The following is a 20,734-nucleotide window of genomic DNA, read 5'->3' as shown; positions in this document are numbered from 1 at the left end:
GCTCAATATAGAAGTAGAGCCATGTTTTCATTTTTCTTTCCTTTTAATTATAAACAAAATTTTCTTTAATCGTTTACAGTTAATAAACCATCCCAACTAAAGTAATTCTGGGTTAAGTTTTGGCGTGACATCGCCCAAGCACGACCATGCATCTTACATGGTCCAATTGCTAGTTTCTTATCACCAAATTTAATTTTTACTTTTTCCAAAGCTTCTTGAAGTCTTTCATTTTTCTCAATTTGAGTATGATCAGATAGTAGGTCATATATGTATGTTGATTTTGGTTCGATTGCAGTCAAAATTACGCCACATTTCTTAAACTCAATTCCAGGCAAAAACAACTCTTCCATATGCCGCATTACAGCTTTATTCATGACTGCAGCAGAGTCGGTAGGCTCTGGAAATCCAATAGTTACAGACTTATTGTAAAAAGGCCTGTTTGCATCAAAAGGATTAGACTGAGCAAACGCAATAACACATCCACACAATGATTTTTCTTCTCTCAATCTTTTTACTGCATTCTGTAGGTAATCGCTCATTGCTTCGGACAAAGAATCTATATCGGTTACACGAGATCCAAATGAGCGTGATGAGATAATCTGCTTTTTGGTTGCTGGTGCATATTCGAGTTCAATACACGAGACACCTTGAAGCTCCATTACTGTCCTCTGCATCACAACCGAAAACATCTTTCCAATTCTATGGGGATTTGCTTGAGCCAGATCAAAAACAGTATTAATCCCTATGCTATTTAACTTCTTGCTATGTTTGCGACCGACTCCCCACACTTCCGAAACGTCAATCAAGCTTGAAAAATAATCTCTATGTTTTGGATCCATAGAAACTAGGTCACAAACTCCATTAAACCTTTTAGCTTTCTTGGCCATGTGATTAGCCAGTTTTGCTTCAGTCTTGCTTCGTCCAATACCAACACAGACGGGTAAGCCAATCCACTTCAAGATTCGTCGTCGCATGTCCTGAGCATATTCCACCAGATCATAATTCTGGGCATAAGCTGTTAGTTTTAAAAAACACTCATCAATTGAATAGATTTCTTGCTCACCAGGTGCCACATATTCAGCAAGAATTGAATGGAAGCGGTGAGACATTTCTGCATACAAAGCATAGTTGCTGGAAAGCACCCGCACATTATGCTTCTCAACAATGTCTCGAATCTGAAAAAGAGGAACACCCATTTTTATGCCGAGGTCTTTTGCTTCCTGTGAACGTGCCACAGCACACCCGTCATTATTGGAAAGCACAATTACAGGTACATCTTTAAGTTTTGGGTTGAAAAGGCGCTCACAGCTTACATAGCAATTATTTACATCTATAAGCGCGTAAATCTCTTCTTGTGATTTCATCTGAATTTTTTAATCACGTTAGTGACCACACCCCAGATTTCAAACTGCTGACCTTCTTCTGGATGTATGTCTGAATAGCCTTCATTTTCAGCCTTCAACCAACATCCTTTAGCATCAACTATCAATCTTTTAACAGTAAATTCGTTATCTACACACGCAATGACAATATCTCTGTGTTGAGCTTCAATACTTCGATCAACAATTAAAGCGTCATTGATATCAATTCCAGCATTAAGCATTGATAATGAGTTCGCCCGTACAATAAAAGTTGCATTGGCGTTATTAATTAGGAATTCATTAAGATCTAGTTTTTTGTCGACGTAATCCTGAGCCGGTGAGGGGAAGCCCGCCTGAACACGTTCAGTGACTAAAGGTATTTCCATTTTAGTGACAGGATCAAATTGACGAATATCAACAATTTCAATTTCTTTTTTGGATGACTTTAAGTATTCTTTGATATCTAGGATTCGTGACTCAGGCACACGGATAACTTTTGTCTCTTCGGACTTTTTTCTTCCCGCGCCAACCCTGAAGCCCCCATGAGAATTTGTATCAGACATTTTACACCTTGATTATTGTTACATTAATCAAGATTGTAGAGACTCGACACATTACATACAAATCCAAAAATACCTTTAAAATCAATGGTACGACATAAAATGACGCAGATTATGTAATTTTCTGACGAATGGTATTGTAAATAATCCTAGGAAATTGATGTCGAAAGATTAAGGGAAGGTTGGCCAGAAGACAAAGCCCTCACTTGAGGGCTTTTATGCATACGTGATTTTGTGTTGAACATGTGCCTAATTGAGTATATCTTTTATTTAATTCATTAATTAACATAAAATAATATTGAATTTAATGAAAATGAATCAATATAATTAATACTAATATTGCTGGGGTGGTTTAATGCAAAACAAATTAAAAAATATTCAAATTGTACTTACAGGTAATTTTTCACCTTTTTCTACTGAACCTATGAATTTATTGGAAATAAGCGCTCTATTTCACGAATTCCATTTATTTCCAAAAGAAGTAACGGAGCAACGAATTGAGTTCGCACAAGCTGGGCAAAAGATTACTTTGCTTAAGTCATTAGAACTTGTAAGTGCTAACCAGCAGACAATTCTCCAAGTTCGTCCTGATATGTTGGTTTATGAAACTAATATAAGTGCTACTGATCCTTTGAGTAATTTTTTTGACATATTTATTAGAATATTGAGAAAAATAGAAAACAAAATTAACTTTAGTAAAGTTTCTAGACTTGGATTTATTCAAACTGAAGAAGATTCAGAGGAAAATATTGAGGCTTACAAAGAAGCAAATAAGTTAACTAGTGAAATTATTGAACATAGAACTCGGGTTGTGTTAAGGCAGACATTAAGTAGCATTTCTGAGCTAGTTAATTTTGTAAAAACGGTTGATTACATATCTAAAGAAGCTGGAGCACCTCAGAATATTTTAAATTATAGTTTTGACATCAATACATTAGCTGACAAAGATGCTCCGCGATTTAATATCATAGATATCGAAAATTTTCTTACTGGCGCAGGCCAAATCTTAATAGAAGGTTAGGTTTATATATGTTGGAATCCAAAATTTCGAATGCTGCCTTTTTAAAGGATAAAGGTATAAATACGTCTTCAATTAGTAAAGATTACACACCATTATTTGATAATCCTATTGTGTATAATAATTATACTAATACACTATTAAGTAATGCATCTAAGAATAACAACTATTCAAATACACTAAGTATTACTGATTATTTTATCATTGAGAAAAAAAATAGGAATACTTTTGAAAAGCGCTTTTCAAATGATTTTGAAATATTTAAAGAAAAATTTGATAATTTTCTTAGATTCGAGGATGTTCCGATTGAATACGTATCCCCAATTGAAAAAGAGTTTGTAAAATTTTTAAAAATGGAAAAAGTGCAAACTCTTAATCATGTGGGACAATGGATTATTGACTCTTATAATGATTCTAAACTTCTTTTAAATATCGTGAAGATTTTAGGAAACGTAGCTAATGAATTTTTAGATAGTCAATTCCTTACGAACTTATTTATTCTTCTAAATCATAAGGATACTGAAATAAAGGAGTATGTGTTAAGAATTCAAGAGAAAGTAATGAGTGATGTTTTTCATCGCCTTCTTACCCATTCGCACTTAGCCCCTCAATGGATTGACGAATATAGACTAGAGTTGGTTGAAATGTATAACGAAGAAAATTCTTGAGAGGAACGATTAAAGAATGGGCGTGTGTGTTCGGAAAATAAGTAAATCGAAATGGCCAAGTGAGGAAGATCTAGAGAAAAAAACAGATGAAGAAATCTTGCCTACTATAAAAGCAGATGCTTTAACTTCATGTTTGCGCACTTCTCAAGATGAGTTGTCTTTATGGACAGTTGAAAATACTAGTGACGATGAGATAGAAAAAGCTATTTTAGCGTTAATTACGAATTCAAGGTTAGAAAGGCTGAATACAATACAGATTGTTTATTTTGATGAATCAAACGTAACTCAGTTAGGTCTAACGCTTAAGAAGTCACCGGGAGATACTGTAATTAGTACGTATGCTGACTTACATCAAGATATGATTGAGCTAAACTTTAAAAAGCTTGGACAAGTTAGTTTATTAATTACATCGGCATTAAGGGATAAGAGGGTGAAAAGGTACAATGAGAAAAAACTCACCACATTGTTACTTAATGCTATTAAAGATGGATTGGTAGATCAGAAAAAATTGCATATGCTTTTACAGCATAAATTAAAATTAAATGTTATTAATTCCAATGGTGATGCAATGAGTCTTCACGAGGATGGCTATTTTGTAAAGACATCTGATATTGAGAAGTAATTGTAAAATATAGAATCGAATTATTATTTGTTCATGATGTTAGCTATATGGATTACCTTAGTTAATCCATATAGCCGGAACTTTTTACCCCACCCAAAACCAAATACTCACTTCCACACCCATGCTCACAATCAAAACAACCATGCCACACAGCCCAACCTGATTTTTTATTCCAGGGCTTGGAAAATTTAATGTAATGTTCGATGTGAAAGTATTCTGGTGTTTTCATTGTTATTTCCACCCATCCACCATATCAGCCCAGTCTTGCATCATCTTTCTGCGGTCTGCTAAATATTTAGCATGATTATATGACGCCCTAGTCTTGTTATCATCGGCGTGTGCCAGCTGGGCTTCAATCCAATCTGACTTATACCCTTTGCCATTTAGATCTGTAGAAGCGGTTGCTCTAAAATCATGAGCTGTAATCTGGCCCAACCCCACATAGGTTAGCATCTTATTAATAGCTGTTCTGGAAAGCATGCAGTCTCTTTTATATGGTGAAGCAAATACATATTTTTGGTCACCAGTAATCGCTTTCTGTTGCTGCATTAGCTCAAGTAACTGGAAAGACATTGGCACAATATGAACCCTATTTTTTTTCATTGTGCGTTCTTGCTTCAGCCTCCTGGAAGCCTTTGGGAACTTGATTATCTTTTCCTCAAAGTCTACAAATCCCCATTCCATGCGCCTAATTTCGGCAGTACGAAGCATAGAGTAGAGCATGGCTTGAATTGCATTTCTTACTGTTGTGGTTCCACCATACGTTTTTAATTTTTCCATTAAAGCTGTTTTTTCATGCCTCTCCAATGGTCGTGCGTGCTCAACCTCTGGTGATTCAATAGCATCTTTAACCGCATAAGTTGGATCATTATCAGTCCTTAATGTCACAATAGCGTAACGCATCACCAGGCCAATAAAGCGACGACACAAATTTGCCGCAGCTTCACCAGTACCATAGTTTGGTTGGCTTTGTACGCGCTGCACGGTGTTTTTCATAATATTAAGAACATGAGCAGATGTGACTTCATTGATTGGTAGATTACCAATCTCCTTGTAAACATCCTTCTCCATGCAAGTCATAAATCGCTTTATGTAATCCTCAGACTTGTATTTCATTTTTTCAGCAACAAATTCTTCAGCAATCGCCTTAAAGGTATTTTTTACCTTCAATTGCTTTTCCATGCGTTCTTTTTTCTTTTCCTGCGATGGATTTAGTCCTGTAGCAAGTTTTGCTTTAGCTTCATCTTTAAGTTTACGTGCCTGAACCAATGAAACAGCAGGGTACTCGCCAAAACTAATGGTTCCTTCTTTCCCATGTAGGATATATTTAAAACGCCATATTTTTTTCCCTGTTGGTCGCACCTCAATATAAAGGCGTTCAGCATCCAGAATGCGGTATGACTTTTCTTTAGGCTTGAGTGTCCGAACTTTGGCATCAGTTAGCATGACGGGTAACTTGCGGAGAAAATAAGTTACCCGTTAAGTTACCCGTTTTGATAGCAGATTAAAATAGATTAAAAAAGATTATTGCAGAATAAAAATATTATTATTTAAAGCTGTAGTGTAGTGATAGCAGACTAATACAGATTAATAGCGAGTTTGGTATTCAGAATTGTTGAGAATGACGATTTTCATAGGAAATGACTTCTTTAATTACATAAGACTAAAAAAGGTTAAGTTTTATTCAATGGGGAAATATTGTTATTTCCCGTATAAATCTTAAACACAATGGAATTCAATTAAACTATTATGCGTTAAGAAAGGACGAAAGTATTGCCTAATCGGCAATTATTTTTAGATATCGCTAGATACAAAGGGAGAACCTATACAATGGGTTATCAGAAGATCGTTGTTCCTGCGGATGGTAGCAAAATTACCGTAAACGCAGACTTGTCACTCAATGTTCCAAACAATCCTATTATTCCTTTTATTGAAGGCGACGGTATTGGTGTAGACATTACACCGGCAATGAAAGCAGTGGTTGATGCTGCGGTTCTGAAAGCTTACGCTGGCAAACGTTCGATCGAGTGGATGGAAGTCTATTGCGGCGAAAAAGCAGACAAAATCTACGGTACCTACATGCCGGAAGAAACCTTTGAGGCCCTGCGTGAATTTGTGGTTTCTATTAAAGGTCCCTTAACGACGCCGGTTGGCGGCGGTATCCGTTCCCTAAACGTTGCATTACGCCAGGAATTAGACCTGTACGTATGTGTACGTCCAGTGCGCTGGTTTGAAGGTGTGCCTTCTCCGGTTCAGCATCCTGAACTGACGGACATGGTGATTTTCCGTGAAAACTCTGAAGATATCTATGCGGGTATTGAATGGAAAGCAGATTCTCCAGAAGCGAAAAAAATCATTCGATTCCTGAAAGAAGAAATGGGTGTGACCAAAATCCGTTTCGAAGATAATTGCGGGATCGGGATTAAACCGGTATCTAAAGAAGGGACTCAGCGTCTGGTTCGTAAAGCCATTCAGTTTGCCATCGATAATGACAAACCTAGCGTAACCCTGGTGCACAAAGGCAACATCATGAAGTACACCGAAGGTGCCTTCAAGGAATGGGGCTATGAAGTTGCGCTTGAGCGTTTTGGCGGTGAACTTCTGGATGGTGGACCATGGGTTAAAATCAGAAACCCTAAAAATGGCAAAGATATCATTATTAAAGATGTCATTGCAGATGCGTTCTTGCAACAAATCCTGATGCGTCCTGCCGATTACTCGGTAATTGCCACGCTGAACCTAAACGGTGACTATATTTCTGACGCGCTTGCTGCTGAAGTGGGCGGGATCGGGATTGCGCCTGGTGCCAATATTGGCGGAGCTATCCAGATGTATGAGGCGACTCACGGGACTGCACCTAAATATGCCGGTCAAGACAAAGTCAATCCGGGTTCAATTATTCTTTCTGCTGAAATGATGCTGCGTGATATGGGCTGGACTGAAGCGGCTGACCTGATCATCAAGGGTATTTCAGGTGCGATTGCCAATAAAACCGTGACCTATGATTTTGAACGCTTAATGCCGGACGCGACTTTGCTCCGTTGTTCGGAATTTGGTCAGGCGGTCATTAACAACATGGAATAAGTCATTTGACCTAAATCTGTATAAGAACAAACCTGCGTATGTCGCAGGTTTTTTTATATTTACAGAAATGATCTTTCATTCAATGGAATTAAAAATTTAAGATGAAATGGATTAGATCATTTTCATTCCTGAAATTCATGCATCAGCATCGAAACATGTCCAAAAATATTTCCTGCCTGAGTTTAATGATGGCATTCGTGCTGCTTTCAGGCTGCCAGCCGCCAGCATCGGGTGATGCAGCAGGCATGCGTTATCCCATTTTATATATGCAATTACAAAAAACGGACTTGCCCACACGGCTTGCCATACCCGTGGAAAATATTCAACCCCGACAAATACAAGACACCTGGGGAGCTGCGCGTAGCGAAGGGCGCAAGCATGAAGGTGTAGATATTTTTGCCAGGCGTGGCACGGCGGTTCGAAGCACTACTCAAGGCATTGTATTGCAGGTAGGTACGAATCATTTGGGGGGAAACGTGGTCTGGATTGTGGGACCGGATTTAAGCCGGCATTATTATGCCCATTTAGATGATTATGCAGCCCAGATTCAGGCAGGTGATTGGGTAGAAGCAGGCGAAGTCATCGGTTATGTAGGAAATACCGGTAATGCTGAAAATACCCCACCACATTTGCATTATGGAATTTATATGCAAGGGCAAGGTGCTATCAATCCATATCCTTATCTGGTTCCAGATTCCTGAGCAGAAAGCGGTTATGTCTGCTCGCTGGTTTTGAATTTAGCCGGGCGGGTATACCAGGCCAGTTGCAATGTTCCCAATAATAAAACCACCGCAGCCAGGATAAACTGTTGATGATAAGTCACGCCGAAATGTTGCAGGGTACTAAAACTTAATCCGCCAATCAGCTGCACAGAGGCAAAACACAGCGTGGCAATACTCCAGAGCTTTTTATAGGCCAGACCATAGAGTTGTAAAATCGTATAAGAGGTCAAAAAAACCACTGCCGGATTGAGCATGCCGGTAAAAAAGGAAGAGGCAAAAGTCAGCAGCGGACTGGTGTTTAAGGTGGCAATAAAAATCGCCATAATATACAGACTGTAGAGAATTTTCAGGGCGAAAAAATTGCCAAATTTTCTTGCCAGTGTATAGGCCGCAAAAGCCCCCAAAGCGCTGCCCAAGCCATACAGAATCCAGTTCAAGTTAATCCAGAACAGGTTTAGTCCCAGTTCATGGCTCAGGTAGTCAATCCAGAACAGTGAATGCGGAATATAGGCAAAAGCACTACAGGCATACACGACCAGCAAGCTATAAAAGATTGTGTTGAGTGGAATTTTAGATTGAGTCTGCACTGGTTGTGCAGACAGATGATGCTTAAATTGTTGCAGTAAGACACTTAAGCAAATACAGATAATCAGCGCGAAACCACATAAAATCAGCCAGGCGGTCTGTATTGAAATCTGGTCCAGATAAGGCAGGAACAGGGTTGCCAATAAAACCCCAAGACCAATTCCGCTAAAACCAATAAAATTGATTTTAAAACGGTCCTGAATTTCACAGCATTGTGCCACCACACTCGGAGATAAAATCATCAGCAGGCCACCGCTGATTCCTGAAATCACCCGCCAAAAAATATACCAGGCTTGCGGAAAACCGGAAAATGCACAGCACATCAAGCTGAACATGCCGGCGATGGCGGCAATCTGAATGTATAGGGTCATGCTTTTGTTTTGAGGCAGGCGCATGGCTGCAAAAGCACCCATTAAATAGCCGAGTAAATTGGCACTGCCTAAAAGGCTGGCAAAGCCTGTACTCCAGGCAAAAGCTTCACGTGTGCTGGGTAACAGCGCAGTATAGGAGAAACGTAAAATACCAATCCCCAAGCACATACTGAGGCATAACAACAGACTAAGCTTGATATTGTTTGAGGACATCCATGTACTCACAGTATTTATTATTCATTCATCCTATAAATAGCATGAGTGCCGCAGAATAAACAGGATTAGAACCAATAAACACTATAAAAACATGCATGCACGCGTTATTAAGTAATAGAATTCTTTCATAAATCATTCTAGAAACTAAAAATTGCTCGTAAAGCTGAAATTGAAAATAGATTTTAGTCGATATTGGATTCATGAGTGTGGCATGGATGCCACACGTTTCCCATCCCTTGCGCTGCATTTTAAAGCAGTGCTTAAAGCTGGCTCAGGATGTCGTGTATGGGAAACAAAAGGTTTTTCTTGCGGACTCAAAATATATTTTGAGATCCTCATTTTGACCTTTCAAAACTAGAGAGATTGCCTACGAAAAGGTACAAAAAATTAAATCAATCAGATGAGGCCGTGCTGATTTAAAATATCTAATATTGAACATTTTTTGATTTATGAAAGAGATTTAATGTTTAAGACTGTTTTTATAGCATTGTGTGACATATAACCCTTTATTTTGAAAATTGAATTTTTTCAATGCAAAGGTCTACAATCCCGCTACGTCATCGTACTTTTTTGAAATTATGAATTTCTCCTATCGCGCTGATATTGATGGCTTAAGGGCCATTGCCGTTTTATTGGTGATTTTTAACCATGTCGGATTATCTTTCTTTTCAGGAGGATATATTGGTGTGGATGTCTTTTTTGTCATTTCAGGTTATTTAATCACTATTATTTTAACGCATGATATTCAGTCCAAACGGTTTTCCATCGCACGATTTTACAAGAAACGTGTGGTACGTTTAGCTCCGGCCTATTTTACCGTACTCAGCGTTGTAAGTATTATTGCCTGGCAGGTGATGCTCCCTGGTGAATTGACCGAATATTTTGACAGTGTCATGTATGCGACCTTGCTCATGGCAAATATCTATATGCGCAATGAAGTGGGCGATTATTTTAGCCAGGATGCTGAAGGGATCCCTTTATTGCACCTATGGTCGCTGGGGGTTGAAGAGCAGTTCTATATTTTCTGGCCTTTACTGTTATTGCTATTTGCAGGAAAGGTATCGCGTAAATATATGTGGGCTGTAGTCACGGCATTCATTTTGGCCTTATTGCTGTATGCCCAGCACAAGTTGACTCAGAATGCAGCGAAGGCCTATTACAGTATGCCGGTTCGTGCTTTCGAGCTGCTGATTGGTGCATTGATTGGCTTTCTGCCCCAGCTCAAACTGCCAAAAAAATTACTGCAAAGCCTGATTTGGGGCAGTTTGGTCATATTGTTTGCCACAGCTGTGTATTTTGATAAACAGACGCCTTTTCCTGGCGCAATGGCGCTGATCCCGTGTTTGGCGACAGCGCTGATTATTTATCTAGGCCAGTCTTCACCCTCAAGCAATATATTGTTAAGTAATCGTTTCAGTACCTGGATGGGAAGAATTTCTTATCCTTTATATTTATGGCACTGGCCGATTATCGTGTTATTCGGCATCTATATGCGGCCATTGAATGCCGAGAATCAGGTAGTGATTGTATTATTATCGATTATATTGGCATTTTTAACCTATCAACTTATTGAAAAACCCAGCAAACGTTTTGTGATGGCAGCGAATTACAAAGTGATTGTTATCGGCTTTCTGGTGCCAGCCCTGAGTTTTATCGCCATTGCCAAGACAGTCAATTTCAATGAGGGTTTTCCAGACCGGTTTCCGCAATCTGTTTATAGCAAGCAGGAAGCCATGCTTTCTTATGCGCATGTAATCCGAAATAAATGCATGGATATTGAGGATCCGAAAGCTTTACCCGATCAGGACGACTGTGTCTTGGGCAAGCCGAAAGCCGATATCGACTTTTTATTGATTGGCGATTCGCATGCCAACGGTTATACCGCGATGCTGGATGTATGGGCCAAAGATGCGAATTTGCGCGGTTATGACATCACGCAAAGTTCAACTTTTTACTTGCCCGGGGTGCAGCGTTCGGAAGCGAATTTTAACCGCTGGACAAAACTCGACAAGTTTGCATTTAGAAATGAGGCGATTACGGCCCATCTTTCAAAAACACATTATCCCACCATTATTTTGGCCGGTTCCTATGTGCCGTATTTTGGTGATGAGGTGAAACTGGAAGATGGTATACATCACTCCAATGCAGAAATATTTAAAACCGGCTTTATGAAAGCCCTGGAGATTGCCTATCAGTCCAGTGATCAGGTCATTCTGCTGAATGATGTACCTCGGTTAGATAGAGATGGGGTGCCGGCAGATTGTAATCTTCGCAATGAAATTTTACATACCCAAGCGCCATGTACTGTTTCCCGAAAGAATTATGAGGCACAGCTACTACAATTTAATCGCATTGTTGCAGAAGCCAAACAGAAATACCCTGACCTGAAAATCATTGACCCGACCAGGGTCATCTGCAATCAGCAGGCGTGTAAAATTATGATTAATGATGTGCCCTTATATCGGAATAAAGACAGCAATCATATTAATGATCAGGGGGCGCGGCAATTGGGCATTGAATATCTAAAACAGTTTGGCAATCCGCTGAAAGACTAACAGGCGCTCACATCAGCCATAAAAAAACCGCGTGATCAAACGCGGTTTTTTTATTTATCTTAGAACTTAGAACATTAGCGCATTTTTGACAGGAAACGACCTAAACGGGTAATCGCTTCACGCAGTTCATTTTCGGCAGGCAAGAACACCACACGGAAATGATCAGGAGTCGGCCAGTTGAAACCCGTTCCTTGAACCAGTAACACTTTTTCCGCACGCAATAAGTCGAGCATGAATTTTTCATCATCCTGAATTGGGTAAATTTCCGGATCCAGTTTAGGGAAACAGTACATGGCACCTTCCGGTTTTACGCAAGAGACCCCCGGAATGTCATTTAACATTTCCCAGGCAATATTGCGTTGCTCATATAAACGGCCACCCGGACGGATCAGGTCATTGATGGACTGATAACCGCCTAAAGCGGTTTGAATCGCATATTGTGCCTGATGGTTGGCGCATAGGCGCATCGAGGCCAACATGTCCAAGCCTTCAATATAGTCTAGAGCACGTGATTTATCACCGGTAATGGCCATCCAGCCTGAACGGTAACCTGCGATACGGTACGCTTTAGACAAGCCATTAAAAGAAATACAAAGCTGGTCACCGGCAAGCGCAGCGACAGCAACATGCTCGATGCCATCATAAATAATTTTGTCGTAAATTTCGTCAGCAAACAAAATCAGGTCATATTTCTTCGCAAGGTCAACAATTTGTTGCAATACATGACGAGGGTATACCGCACCGGTCGGGTTGTTTGGATTGATAATCACAATACCGCGGGTATTGGGCGTGATTTTACTTTCCATATCCGCAATGTCTGGATACCAGAAGTTTTCCTCATCACATTTATAGTGAATTGCAGTACCGCCAGACAGGTTTACGGCAGCTGTCCATAATGGATAGTCAGGCATTGGCACCAGCATTTCATCGCCGTCGTCCAGCAAGCCTTGCATGGCCATCACGATCAGTTCAGACACGCCATTACCGATATACACGTCATTGACATGCATGTTCAGAATGCCTTTTTGCTGGTAATACTGGCAGATGGCTTTACGTGCAGGGAAAATCCCTTTTGAATCGGTATAACCTACAGCATTCGGCAGGTTTAAAGCCACATCATTAATAATTTCTTGCGGCGCTTCGAAACCGAACGGGGCGGGATTACCGATGTTCAGCTTGATAATCTTATGCCCGGCCTCTTCCATTTCGTTGGCCGCTCGTAACACAGGTCCGCGAATGTCGTAGCATACATGCTCGAGCTTAGACGATTTTTTAATTTCGCGTGGCGTAGTGTTACCTAAAACGGACATATTTCCATCCAACTATGTAAGTGTGTAAAAAAAATAGATTACTGAAATATCACAATCTATATTGAAATTTAGCTAGATATTTTTTTTGCTCTAGCGTAAATATGAAGTACTGAAGCATGACATTGAATGTCAAAGATTTAAAGGAGTTAGTGATGGGAAAACTCAATAAAACAGACCGAGAATGGCAAAGAGAGTTATCACCAGACGAATTTCGCATTACGCGACAAAAGGGGACGGAGCCAGCATTTACCGGTAAGTACTGGAATACAAAGCAAGCAGGGACTTATCTTTGCCGTTGCTGTGGGACAGAATTATTCTCTTCTGAAACTAAATATGACAGCGGCAGTGGCTGGCCAAGTTTTTATCGTCCTGTAAATAACTCGGTTATTGAAGAGCATCAGGACTCTTCGCATGGGATGGTCAGAACCGAAATTGTTTGCCATCATTGTGGCGCACATTTAGGCCATGTTTTTGAAGATGGTCCACAACCTACAGGATTGCGCTATTGCGTCAATTCAGCTTCTTTAGAATTAAAAACACAAGAAAAAAATGATGAGGAAACCTATCCATGACCAACATTTATCAGTTTGAGGCTGAGTTGTTAGATGGAAAAAATAAATCATTTGCCGATTATCAAGGTAAGGTTTTATTAATTGTAAATACCGCAAGTAAATGCGGTTTTACGCCCCAGTTTGCAGGTCTTGAAAAATTGTATGAAAAATACAAAGATCAGGGATTTGAAGTATTGGGATTTCCCTGTAACCAGTTTGGCGGGCAAGATCCAGGGTCCAATGAACAGATTGGTGCATTCTGCCAAAAAAATTACGGGGTGAATTTCCCGATGTTTGCCAAAGTGGATGTCAAGGGACCTGAAGCCCACATTTTATTCCGCTATCTGACCAATAACAGCAAGGGAATTTTAGGCAACGGCATTAAATGGAATTTTACCAAATTCCTGATTGGCAAAGATGGCAAAGTATTGAATCGTTTTGCACCGACCACCAAGCCTGAAGATCTGGAAAATGAAATTGAAGCAGCTTTAGCGCAGTAAGCTTAAGCTGGAATAATAGAAAATAAATAAAATAGGGCGATTCATGAATCGCCCTCTCTCATTTTATAGGCTGCGTTTAAATGCATGTGCAAAAAATTATCCACTGTTGCAGCAGTGGATAATGGTTGATCTTATTGCTTATTCAGGCCATTAAAGAATGGCTTTCAAACGCTGAATAGCTTGTTCACATTGTGCGATATCGGCGACCAATGCCATACGGACATGATTTTCACCCGGGTTGCCTTGCTCGGTATCACGTGAAAGGTAACGGCCTGGCAGGACTTTAATATGCGCTTTTTCCATCAGCATTTTGGCAAAAGTTTCGTCATTGTCGACTTTCAGCCAGTAGTAAAAACCCGCATCCGGTTTTTTCAGTGGCAGTAAATGCCCCAGTTCATTTTGAAACAGTTCAAATTTGGCACGGTACAGCTTACGGTTTTCTTCCACATGCACTTCATCATCCCACGCCGCAATAGAGGCCAGTTGATGCTGAACCGGCATGGCAGCACCGTGATAGGTACGGTATTGCAAATAAGGTTTCAGTAAAGAGGCATCACCGGCAACAAAACCTGAACGCATGCCCGGCAGGTTTGAACGCTTGGACAGTGAATGGAACACCACACAGTTTTTGTAGTCGTCACGACCCAGTTCAGCGCAGATTTCCAGTAAACCGACAGGGGCTTCATCAAACCAGAGTTCTGAATAGCACTCATCTGAGGCAATCACAAAATTGTACTGGTCTGAAAGGGCAATCAGTTTTTTAAATTGTTCTTTGGACAATACTGCACCAGTCGGATTACCCGGGGTGCAGACAAATAATAATGCCGTTTTTTCCCACACTTCTGCGGGAACTGCATCAAAATCACCCAGATAATTGTTTTCTTCTGTGCAATTAATGAAGTAAGGTTTGGCACCGGCAAGCAAAGTTGCCCCTTCATAAATTTGATAGAAAGGATTCGGCATCACCACATACGGTGCATCTTCGCGGTTGACCAAAGCCTGAACAAAAGAAAAGATCGCTTCACGTGTTCCCGATACAGGCAAAACATGGTTTTCAGCGCTAATGCTGTTCAGCTTGAAGCGACGGGTGAGCCAGTTGGCAATGCTTTGACGTAATTCAGGTAAGCCTTTGCTGTTCGGGTAAGTCGATAAATGCTGGAAGTTGTCAATAATGGCCTGCTTCACAAACTCCGGTGCCGGATGCTTTGGTTCACCAATCGATAATGGAATGAGTGGTAAATCTGCAGGTTGAATACCCTGAAAAAGCTTATTTAACTTTTCAAAAGGATAAGGATGCAATAATGACAAACTTGAGTTCATGAAATCGATACCGCGTAAATTTAAGTTAATGATGACCAGAGACTAGACTTGAGGCTTCATCCAGAGCTGACTTCAATTGGGCAGCAAAAGTTTCAGCTTCTGAATCAGTCATTGGCTTGCCATCTTTTTTGGTGACAAAGAAAATATCTTCTGCACGCTCACCCAGGGTGGCAATTTTAGCAGAATGGATATCTAAACCCTGCATCATAAATAAACCACCTACTTTAGCAAGTAAACCCGGATGGTCGAGCGTTGCAATTTCCACCATATTTTGCTGAAGTGCTGCATTCAGGGTGATATCCACGGTATTTTCAATATCGAAATGGCGTAAATGGCGTGGAATACGGCGTTGCATTAAGCCCGGATATTTATCTGACTCGCTCAACGCCTTGACCAAGGCCTCAATGACCGTTTGTTCACGTTCAGGGTCAGTCAGCAAAGTCCCAAAACGGTCCAGCACCACATAGGTGTCCAGGCTAAAGGCGGTTGATGCGGTGATAATCCGTGCATCCTGAACATCTAGGTTCATCCGGTCCAGAATGGCGACGGTGGTGGCGAATAAATTCGGTTGATCCTGAGTGTAAATAAAGATCTGCACGGCATCTTGTGCCGACTGGCGATGGGCACGCATCAATACCAACGGCTCTGGATTATGGCCGTGTTGCAAGATGGCACGTGTATGCCAGGCAATTTCATCGGCTGATTCCTTAATAAAGTATTCATCGCCGAGTTCTTGCCAGACTTTTTCGACATCCGCCAGGGAGAAGTCATTGACCAGTAATTCGCTGGCAGCGAATTTGGTGTCTTCAATCAGCATCTGATAATCCACCGGATGTCCCAGACCGGTACGAATCACATCACGTGCGTGGGTATAAAGCTGACGCATCAGGGAGGCACGCCAGGTATTCCACAGTTTTGGATTGGTCGCGTTAATATCGGCAACGGTTAAGGTATACAGATAGTCCAGGTGTTCCATATCACCGAGTTTTTCAGCGAAATCTTGTACCACGTCCGGGTCGGAAATATCTTTTTTCTGTGCGGTCATCGACATCAGCAAGTGGTTTTGAATCAGCCAGGCCACCAGGTTACATTCACGTTCGGTAAAGCCGTGGGTACGGCAGAAGGCAATCGCATCTTCTGCACCCAGTTCGCTATGGTCACCGCCACGACCTTTGGCAATGTCATGGAACAAGGCGGCCAGATAGACAATGTCGCGACGGCGAAGACGCTGGAACACCGAACTGACCACCGGAAAATCTTTGGCAAATTCAGGTTCTTTAAAGCGGTTTAAATTGCGCAGCAATAATAAAGTATGCGCATCTACGGTATAGATATGGAACAGGTCATATTGCATCAGGCCCATAATTTGCCCGAATGCCGGAATATAGTTTCCGAGTACGCCATAACGTTTCATCGCCACCAGCGTGTCATACAGGCGATGCGGCGAACGCATGATTGCCATAAACAGGGCCTGATGTTCGGGATTATCGCGATAGGCTTGATTGATGCGTTTGGCTGCCAGGGTGAGCAGACGCAAAGTACGGGCACGGATACCTTCAATTTCAGGACGGTTCGCCAATAAATAGAACAGTTCTAAAATTGCACTTGGACGTTCCGAGAAAATTTTATGATGCTGTACCGCCAGTTTGCCATCGACCAGTTTGAAATTTTCGTTAATTTCTTCAATTTTGCGCTCGTAGTTGGGCAACCGTGGGGTAATCACAGATTCATTAAAGTAGGCCAGCAGCATTTCATTTAAGGTAGAGACCTGCTGTGCGCTACGGTAATAGCGCTTCATGAACTGTTCAATCGGATAATTCGGCGATTTATCTTCTTCACGGGTATAGCCAAACAAGGCCGCAATATCACGCTGATAATCGAACAATAAGCGGTTTTCATCGCGTTTGGTCAGACGGTGCAGATGATGACGGATTTCCCATAAAAAGCTTTCAGCTTCTTCTAGAACACCCAGTTCGAACTCTGAAATAAAGCCTAAATGCACCAGGTCATAAATCCGGTTGACCCGAAAGTGACGTTTGGCAATCCAGCCAATCTGGTTGATGTCGCGGATGCCTCCCGGCGCATTCTTGATGTCCGGTTCCAGGTTGCTTTCGGTATTGTTGTGCTGCGCATAGCGTTTTGCCTGCTCATCCATTTTAGCATCAAAAAAGGTTTTATCGGTCCAGGTTTGCGACACAATACGACGTGGCCATTTAGCCAGATGCCGGTTGCCGCTAATTAAGCGCGATTCAATCAGCGCAGTTGCGACGGTTAAATCATTGGTGGCCTGTTCAACACATTGCAAAATGGTCCGTACGCTAATACCGGGTTTGAAATTGCCGACATCCCAAAGCGAGGAGATAAAAGTGGAAATCAGTTTTTCCTGCTCGGCAGTAATGTCATGTTCCGATAAAATCATGATATCGACATCGGAATAAGGCAGCATTTCCCGGCGGCCATAACCACCTACCGCAAACAAGCCCAGATCGGTCTGGTCAAGTTCAGCATGTTTCCAGAGAAACTCCAGGGCTTCATCAATCAAATGGGAGCGGGCCAGGATAATTTCCCGGATAGACTGTCCATTTTCAAAACTTTCCTGAAGCTGATTTTCAACATCGGTGCGCCATTGATTGATTGCCTGGATGTCATGGTTACTTTTAACGTAATTCAGCAGAGGAGAGGTATTGATCATGAACAGTGGTCCGTTAATAAGGTGGCAGGTTTAGTTTTGTTGAACACTGACTTGAGACGCCGTCTCTAGGGCAAGTTGACGCGCCTGATCTGTTGTTTCAGCACGTGCAGTTGCAACCCCCATACGACGGCGTTTAAAACCCTCGGGTTTACCAAAAAGGCGTAAATCGGTGTCTGGATTGGCTAAAGCAAGATTTAAGCCAGAAAAAGACAGATTGGTGTCATCAACGCCTGCATAAATGACAGCACTGGCTGCAACACTATGACGAGATGTATTTACCGGCAGGCCTAAAATGGCACGTGCATGTAATTCAAATTCGCTCTGGAATTGCGATGCAAGGGTGACCAGCCCTGTGTCATGCGGACGTGGAGAGACTTCACTAAACCATACTTTATCGCCTTTGACAAACAGTTCCACGCCGAAAATACCGCAGCCTCCTAAAGCTGTTGTGACTTTATGTGCAATGCGTTTGGCTTCTTCTAAAGCCGCCGCTGTCATGGCCTGAGGCTGCCAGCTTTCGACATAATCGCCAGAGTCCTGACGGTGTCCGATCGGGTCGCAGTATTGCGTTTCAATTTCACCGGTTTCCGCATTTTTGGCACGTACCGTGAGCAGGGTAATTTCAAAGTCGAAGTCGATTTGCGATTCGACAATCACTTTACCCTGATTGACCCGGCCACCGGTTTGCGCATATTCCCAGGCCGCATCCACTTCATCAAAGTTCTTGACGCGTGATTGTCCCTTACCGGAAGAAGACATTACCGGTTTGACAAAGTTGGGATAGCCAATGTCATCACAGGCTGCACGGAATGATTCTAGCGAGTCGGCAAAACGGTAAGCTGAAGTCGGCAAGCCCAGTTCTTCGGCAGCCAGACGGCGAATGCCTTCACGGTTCATGGTCAGGTTGACGGCTTTGGCAGAAGGAATGACGGTGGCAATATTCTGTTGTTCGATTTCCACCAGAACCTGAGTTGCGATGGCTTCAATTTCAGGCACAATTAAATCAGGTTTAACCTGCTGGATCAGTTGCTTGAGTTCTTCGGCATCTGCCATATTCAAGGTATAGGCATAATGGGCAACTTGCATGGCAGGCGCATGGTCATAACGGTCAGCAGCATGAACTTCTACACCTAAACGTTGCAGAGAAATCACCACTTCTTTACCTAATTCTCCTGAGCCTAAGAGCAAAACTTTAAAGGCAGAAGCTTGAAGGGGAGTACCAATAGTCACGCTCATGTAAATCATCCATGCTTGATTTTATGGACTTTTAGCATAGCAGAACTGATTGCCGAATTAAGCCCGGATTCACATAAAATAATGATATTGTCCAACAATTTTATTTATAAAGTGCTTTAAAAATTTCCCTAAATCCCTCTTTATAAAAGAGGGACTTGTATACAGGCTTTAAAATGAAACTGGCAGATAGGTATAAATCACGCCATAGGCCAGCGCAGCGGTCAAAGTCGCCGGAACAATCTTCTTGAACTTAAAATACAGCCCGGCTAAGGTTAAAAAACCGACCAGCATGGCAAAGCTTTTATTCGGATTTTCCATGAGTGGCGGAAGTGTCGCCACCACCAGCATGGAACTGATAGCGGCAATGCCAATACTGCCTAAAGCAATTCTGATCCAGACCGAGCCACGCTTTTGAGCATTTTGCCGACTTTTTTGAATGACATAAAAAGGACCAAAACGTGAGGCAAAATTGGCAATCCCGACAATAATCCCGACCAGAATAATTTCAAGATTCATGGGCTTCTCCCAGTGCATCATCATGCTGTTTTAAAACATAGTGCTTAAATAAGCCGGCCAGAATGCCGGATAGAATCCCTATAAAAATGGCTGCAGACAAATTAATGAAATAGCAGGCAATTGCGGAAACAATTAAACAGACCGTGACAATAAAGGTATGTTTCTTTTCAAAGGCAGCCAGCAGGAAGCTCAGGAATAAAGCCGGCAGCAGGAAATCCAGTGCGGCCTGTAAAAACTGCGGCAAGGCACTGACCTGGTCGGCGAACAATCCCCCCAGGAAAGAACCTAAAGCCCAGGACATCCAGCTAAACAGGCTTAAGCCCAGCATCCAGGATTCAGACCATTCCTGACGGCGTTGCGACAGTTTAATCATGCCCGAGGCAAACACTTCATCGGTTAAACCCCAGGCCCAGACGGCGGTTTTCTTCAAATTCAGCTTGTCCTGAATCAGGTTTTGTAGGGCTGGTCCGTAAAGCACATGTCGAATATCCAGCGCAATCACGGTGAGGGCGGTCATCCAGATGGAGGTGCCACTGCCCAGTAAGGCGACAACCAGAAACTGGCTGGCACCGGCATACATCGAGCAGGATAAAAACAGCGCTTCCCAGGAGCTAAAATCAAACTGGCTGGCCGAGACCCCGAAAGCAAAGGAAACGGGAAGATAAGTAAAAATAATCGCTTGACTGTCTTTAGCACCTTGCCAAAAGCCAGCAGCTTGAACTGGAGGAGTTTTGTGCTCAGACACGACACACCTTTGCGGGAGAGTTGAACAGCAGGTCAAATGATGATTGAGTATTGTACTCGAATTCACTAGCATAGTGCCGAATTGTTTATCGAGGCGAGCCTG

The 20,734-nt window shown here is 42.0% G+C and carries 20 protein-coding genes; 9 read left to right on the top strand and 11 right to left on the bottom strand.

Features of this window, described 5'->3' with window-relative positions; translation table 11 throughout:
• Positions 1-65: 65 nt before the first annotated feature.
• The gene (locus ACPUEY_RS05095) at positions 66-1,364 is read right to left on the bottom strand and encodes a Y-family DNA polymerase (RefSeq protein WP_425121354.1); all 1,299 of its coding nucleotides are present in this window, start codon (positions 1,362-1,364) and stop codon (positions 66-68) included.
• Positions 1,361-1,924, bottom strand: coding sequence for a LexA family protein (locus ACPUEY_RS05090; protein WP_131274327.1), 564 nt, complete (start codon positions 1,922-1,924; stop codon positions 1,361-1,363). Before ACPUEY_RS05090 ends, ACPUEY_RS05095 begins: the two co-directional genes overlap by 4 nt.
• 352 nt (positions 1,925-2,276) lie before the next feature.
• On the opposite strand from ACPUEY_RS05090, the gene ACPUEY_RS05085 reads away from it, so the two are divergent.
• The 3 genes from ACPUEY_RS05085 to ACPUEY_RS05075 are packed head-to-tail and all read left to right on the top strand — an operon-like array spanning position 2,277 to position 4,229.
• The gene (locus ACPUEY_RS05085) at positions 2,277-2,942 is read left to right on the top strand and encodes a hypothetical protein (protein WP_425121352.1); all 666 of its coding nucleotides are present in this window, start codon (positions 2,277-2,279) and stop codon (positions 2,940-2,942) included.
• A gap of 8 nt (positions 2,943-2,950) precedes the next feature.
• The gene (locus ACPUEY_RS05080) at positions 2,951-3,607 is read left to right on the top strand and encodes a hypothetical protein (protein ID WP_425121351.1); all 657 of its coding nucleotides are present in this window, start codon (positions 2,951-2,953) and stop codon (positions 3,605-3,607) included.
• A 16-nt stretch (positions 3,608-3,623) separates the two neighbouring features.
• Positions 3,624-4,229 (top strand): hypothetical protein, encoded by a 606-nt coding sequence (locus tag ACPUEY_RS05075; RefSeq protein ID WP_425121350.1) that lies wholly within the window; start codon positions 3,624-3,626, stop codon positions 4,227-4,229.
• A 61-nt stretch (positions 4,230-4,290) separates the two neighbouring features.
• On the opposite strand, the gene ACPUEY_RS05070 is transcribed toward ACPUEY_RS05075, so the two are convergent.
• Entirely contained in the window at positions 4,291-4,458 is a 168-nt protein-coding gene (locus tag ACPUEY_RS05070) for a hypothetical protein (RefSeq protein WP_425121349.1), read from the bottom strand.
• Between the two features lie 2 nt (positions 4,459-4,460).
• The gene (locus ACPUEY_RS05065) at positions 4,461-5,675 is read right to left on the bottom strand and encodes a tyrosine-type recombinase/integrase (protein WP_425121348.1); all 1,215 of its coding nucleotides are present in this window, start codon (positions 5,673-5,675) and stop codon (positions 4,461-4,463) included.
• A 384-nt stretch (positions 5,676-6,059) separates the two neighbouring features.
• Here ACPUEY_RS05065 and icd point away from each other — a divergent pair, with 384 nt between their 5' ends.
• The gene (gene icd / locus ACPUEY_RS05060; RefSeq protein WP_131274324.1) at positions 6,060-7,313 is read left to right on the top strand and encodes an NADP-dependent isocitrate dehydrogenase; all 1,254 of its coding nucleotides are present in this window, start codon (positions 6,060-6,062) and stop codon (positions 7,311-7,313) included.
• A 155-nt stretch (positions 7,314-7,468) separates the two neighbouring features.
• Positions 7,469-8,014: a M23 family metallopeptidase gene (locus ACPUEY_RS05055; protein WP_425121347.1), complete on the top strand. Its 546-nt coding sequence runs from the start codon at positions 7,469-7,471 to the stop codon at positions 8,012-8,014.
• Between the two features lie 11 nt (positions 8,015-8,025).
• Here the strand turns inward: ACPUEY_RS05055 and ACPUEY_RS05050 are convergent, their stop codons facing one another.
• Positions 8,026-9,204, bottom strand: a complete 1,179-nt coding sequence (locus tag ACPUEY_RS05050; RefSeq protein ID WP_425121345.1) for a YbfB/YjiJ family MFS transporter — start codon at positions 9,202-9,204, stop codon at positions 8,026-8,028.
• A 214-nt stretch (positions 9,205-9,418) separates the two neighbouring features.
• Between ACPUEY_RS05050 and ACPUEY_RS05045 the strand changes: the two genes are divergently transcribed.
• Positions 9,419-9,565 (top strand): hypothetical protein, encoded by a 147-nt coding sequence (locus tag ACPUEY_RS05045; protein WP_425121344.1) that lies wholly within the window; start codon positions 9,419-9,421, stop codon positions 9,563-9,565.
• 220 nt (positions 9,566-9,785) lie between these two features.
• Entirely contained in the window at positions 9,786-11,762 is a 1,977-nt protein-coding gene (locus ACPUEY_RS05040; protein WP_425121343.1) for an acyltransferase family protein, read from the top strand.
• 74 nt (positions 11,763-11,836) lie between these two features.
• On the opposite strand, the gene ACPUEY_RS05035 is transcribed toward ACPUEY_RS05040, so the two are convergent.
• Positions 11,837-13,072 (bottom strand): pyridoxal phosphate-dependent aminotransferase, encoded by a 1,236-nt coding sequence (locus ACPUEY_RS05035; protein WP_131274321.1) that lies wholly within the window; start codon positions 13,070-13,072, stop codon positions 11,837-11,839.
• A 152-nt stretch (positions 13,073-13,224) separates the two neighbouring features.
• Here ACPUEY_RS05035 and msrB point away from each other — a divergent pair, with 152 nt between their 5' ends.
• Complete coding sequence (gene msrB / locus ACPUEY_RS05030) at positions 13,225-13,644, top strand: peptide-methionine (R)-S-oxide reductase MsrB (RefSeq protein ID WP_092819276.1); 420 nt, start codon at positions 13,225-13,227, stop codon at positions 13,642-13,644.
• A complete protein-coding gene (locus tag ACPUEY_RS05025) occupies positions 13,641-14,123 on the top strand; it encodes a glutathione peroxidase (RefSeq protein WP_092819277.1) in 483 nt (160 codons plus the stop codon). The genes msrB and ACPUEY_RS05025 overlap by 4 nt, the downstream gene beginning before the upstream one ends.
• Positions 14,124-14,273: 150 nt before the next feature.
• Here ACPUEY_RS05025 and dapC read toward each other — a convergent pair whose 3' ends face one another.
• The 5 genes from dapC to ACPUEY_RS05000 all read right to left on the bottom strand — a co-directional run bounded on the left by dapC (position 14,274) and on the right by ACPUEY_RS05000 (position 20,632).
• Positions 14,274-15,443: a succinyldiaminopimelate transaminase gene (gene dapC / locus ACPUEY_RS05020; RefSeq protein WP_425121342.1), complete on the bottom strand. Its 1,170-nt coding sequence runs from the start codon at positions 15,441-15,443 to the stop codon at positions 14,274-14,276.
• 25 nt (positions 15,444-15,468) lie between these two features.
• The gene (gene glnD / locus ACPUEY_RS05015; RefSeq protein WP_425121341.1) at positions 15,469-18,135 is read right to left on the bottom strand and encodes a [protein-PII] uridylyltransferase; all 2,667 of its coding nucleotides are present in this window, start codon (positions 18,133-18,135) and stop codon (positions 15,469-15,471) included.
• Positions 18,136-18,165: 30 nt separating this feature from the next.
• Positions 18,166-19,380, bottom strand: a complete 1,215-nt coding sequence (purT, locus tag ACPUEY_RS05010) for a formate-dependent phosphoribosylglycinamide formyltransferase (protein ID WP_171259669.1) — start codon at positions 19,378-19,380, stop codon at positions 18,166-18,168.
• 159 nt (positions 19,381-19,539) lie between these two features.
• Positions 19,540-19,887, bottom strand: a complete 348-nt coding sequence (ygaH, locus tag ACPUEY_RS05005; protein WP_092819281.1) for an L-valine transporter subunit YgaH — start codon at positions 19,885-19,887, stop codon at positions 19,540-19,542.
• Positions 19,877-20,632: an AzlC family ABC transporter permease gene (locus tag ACPUEY_RS05000; protein WP_425121340.1), complete on the bottom strand. Its 756-nt coding sequence runs from the start codon at positions 20,630-20,632 to the stop codon at positions 19,877-19,879. Before ACPUEY_RS05000 ends, ygaH begins: the two co-directional genes overlap by 11 nt.
• Between the last annotated feature and the right edge of the window lie 102 nt (positions 20,633-20,734).

Origin of the sequence: Acinetobacter sp. G11 (assembly GCF_049808495.1) — a bacterium.
In the GTDB taxonomy this organism is placed as follows: Bacteria; Pseudomonadota; Gammaproteobacteria; order Pseudomonadales; family Moraxellaceae; genus Acinetobacter; species Acinetobacter kookii.
The sequence above is the reverse complement of the archived record's forward strand: the minus strand, read 5'-3'. Positions and strand labels throughout refer to the sequence as shown.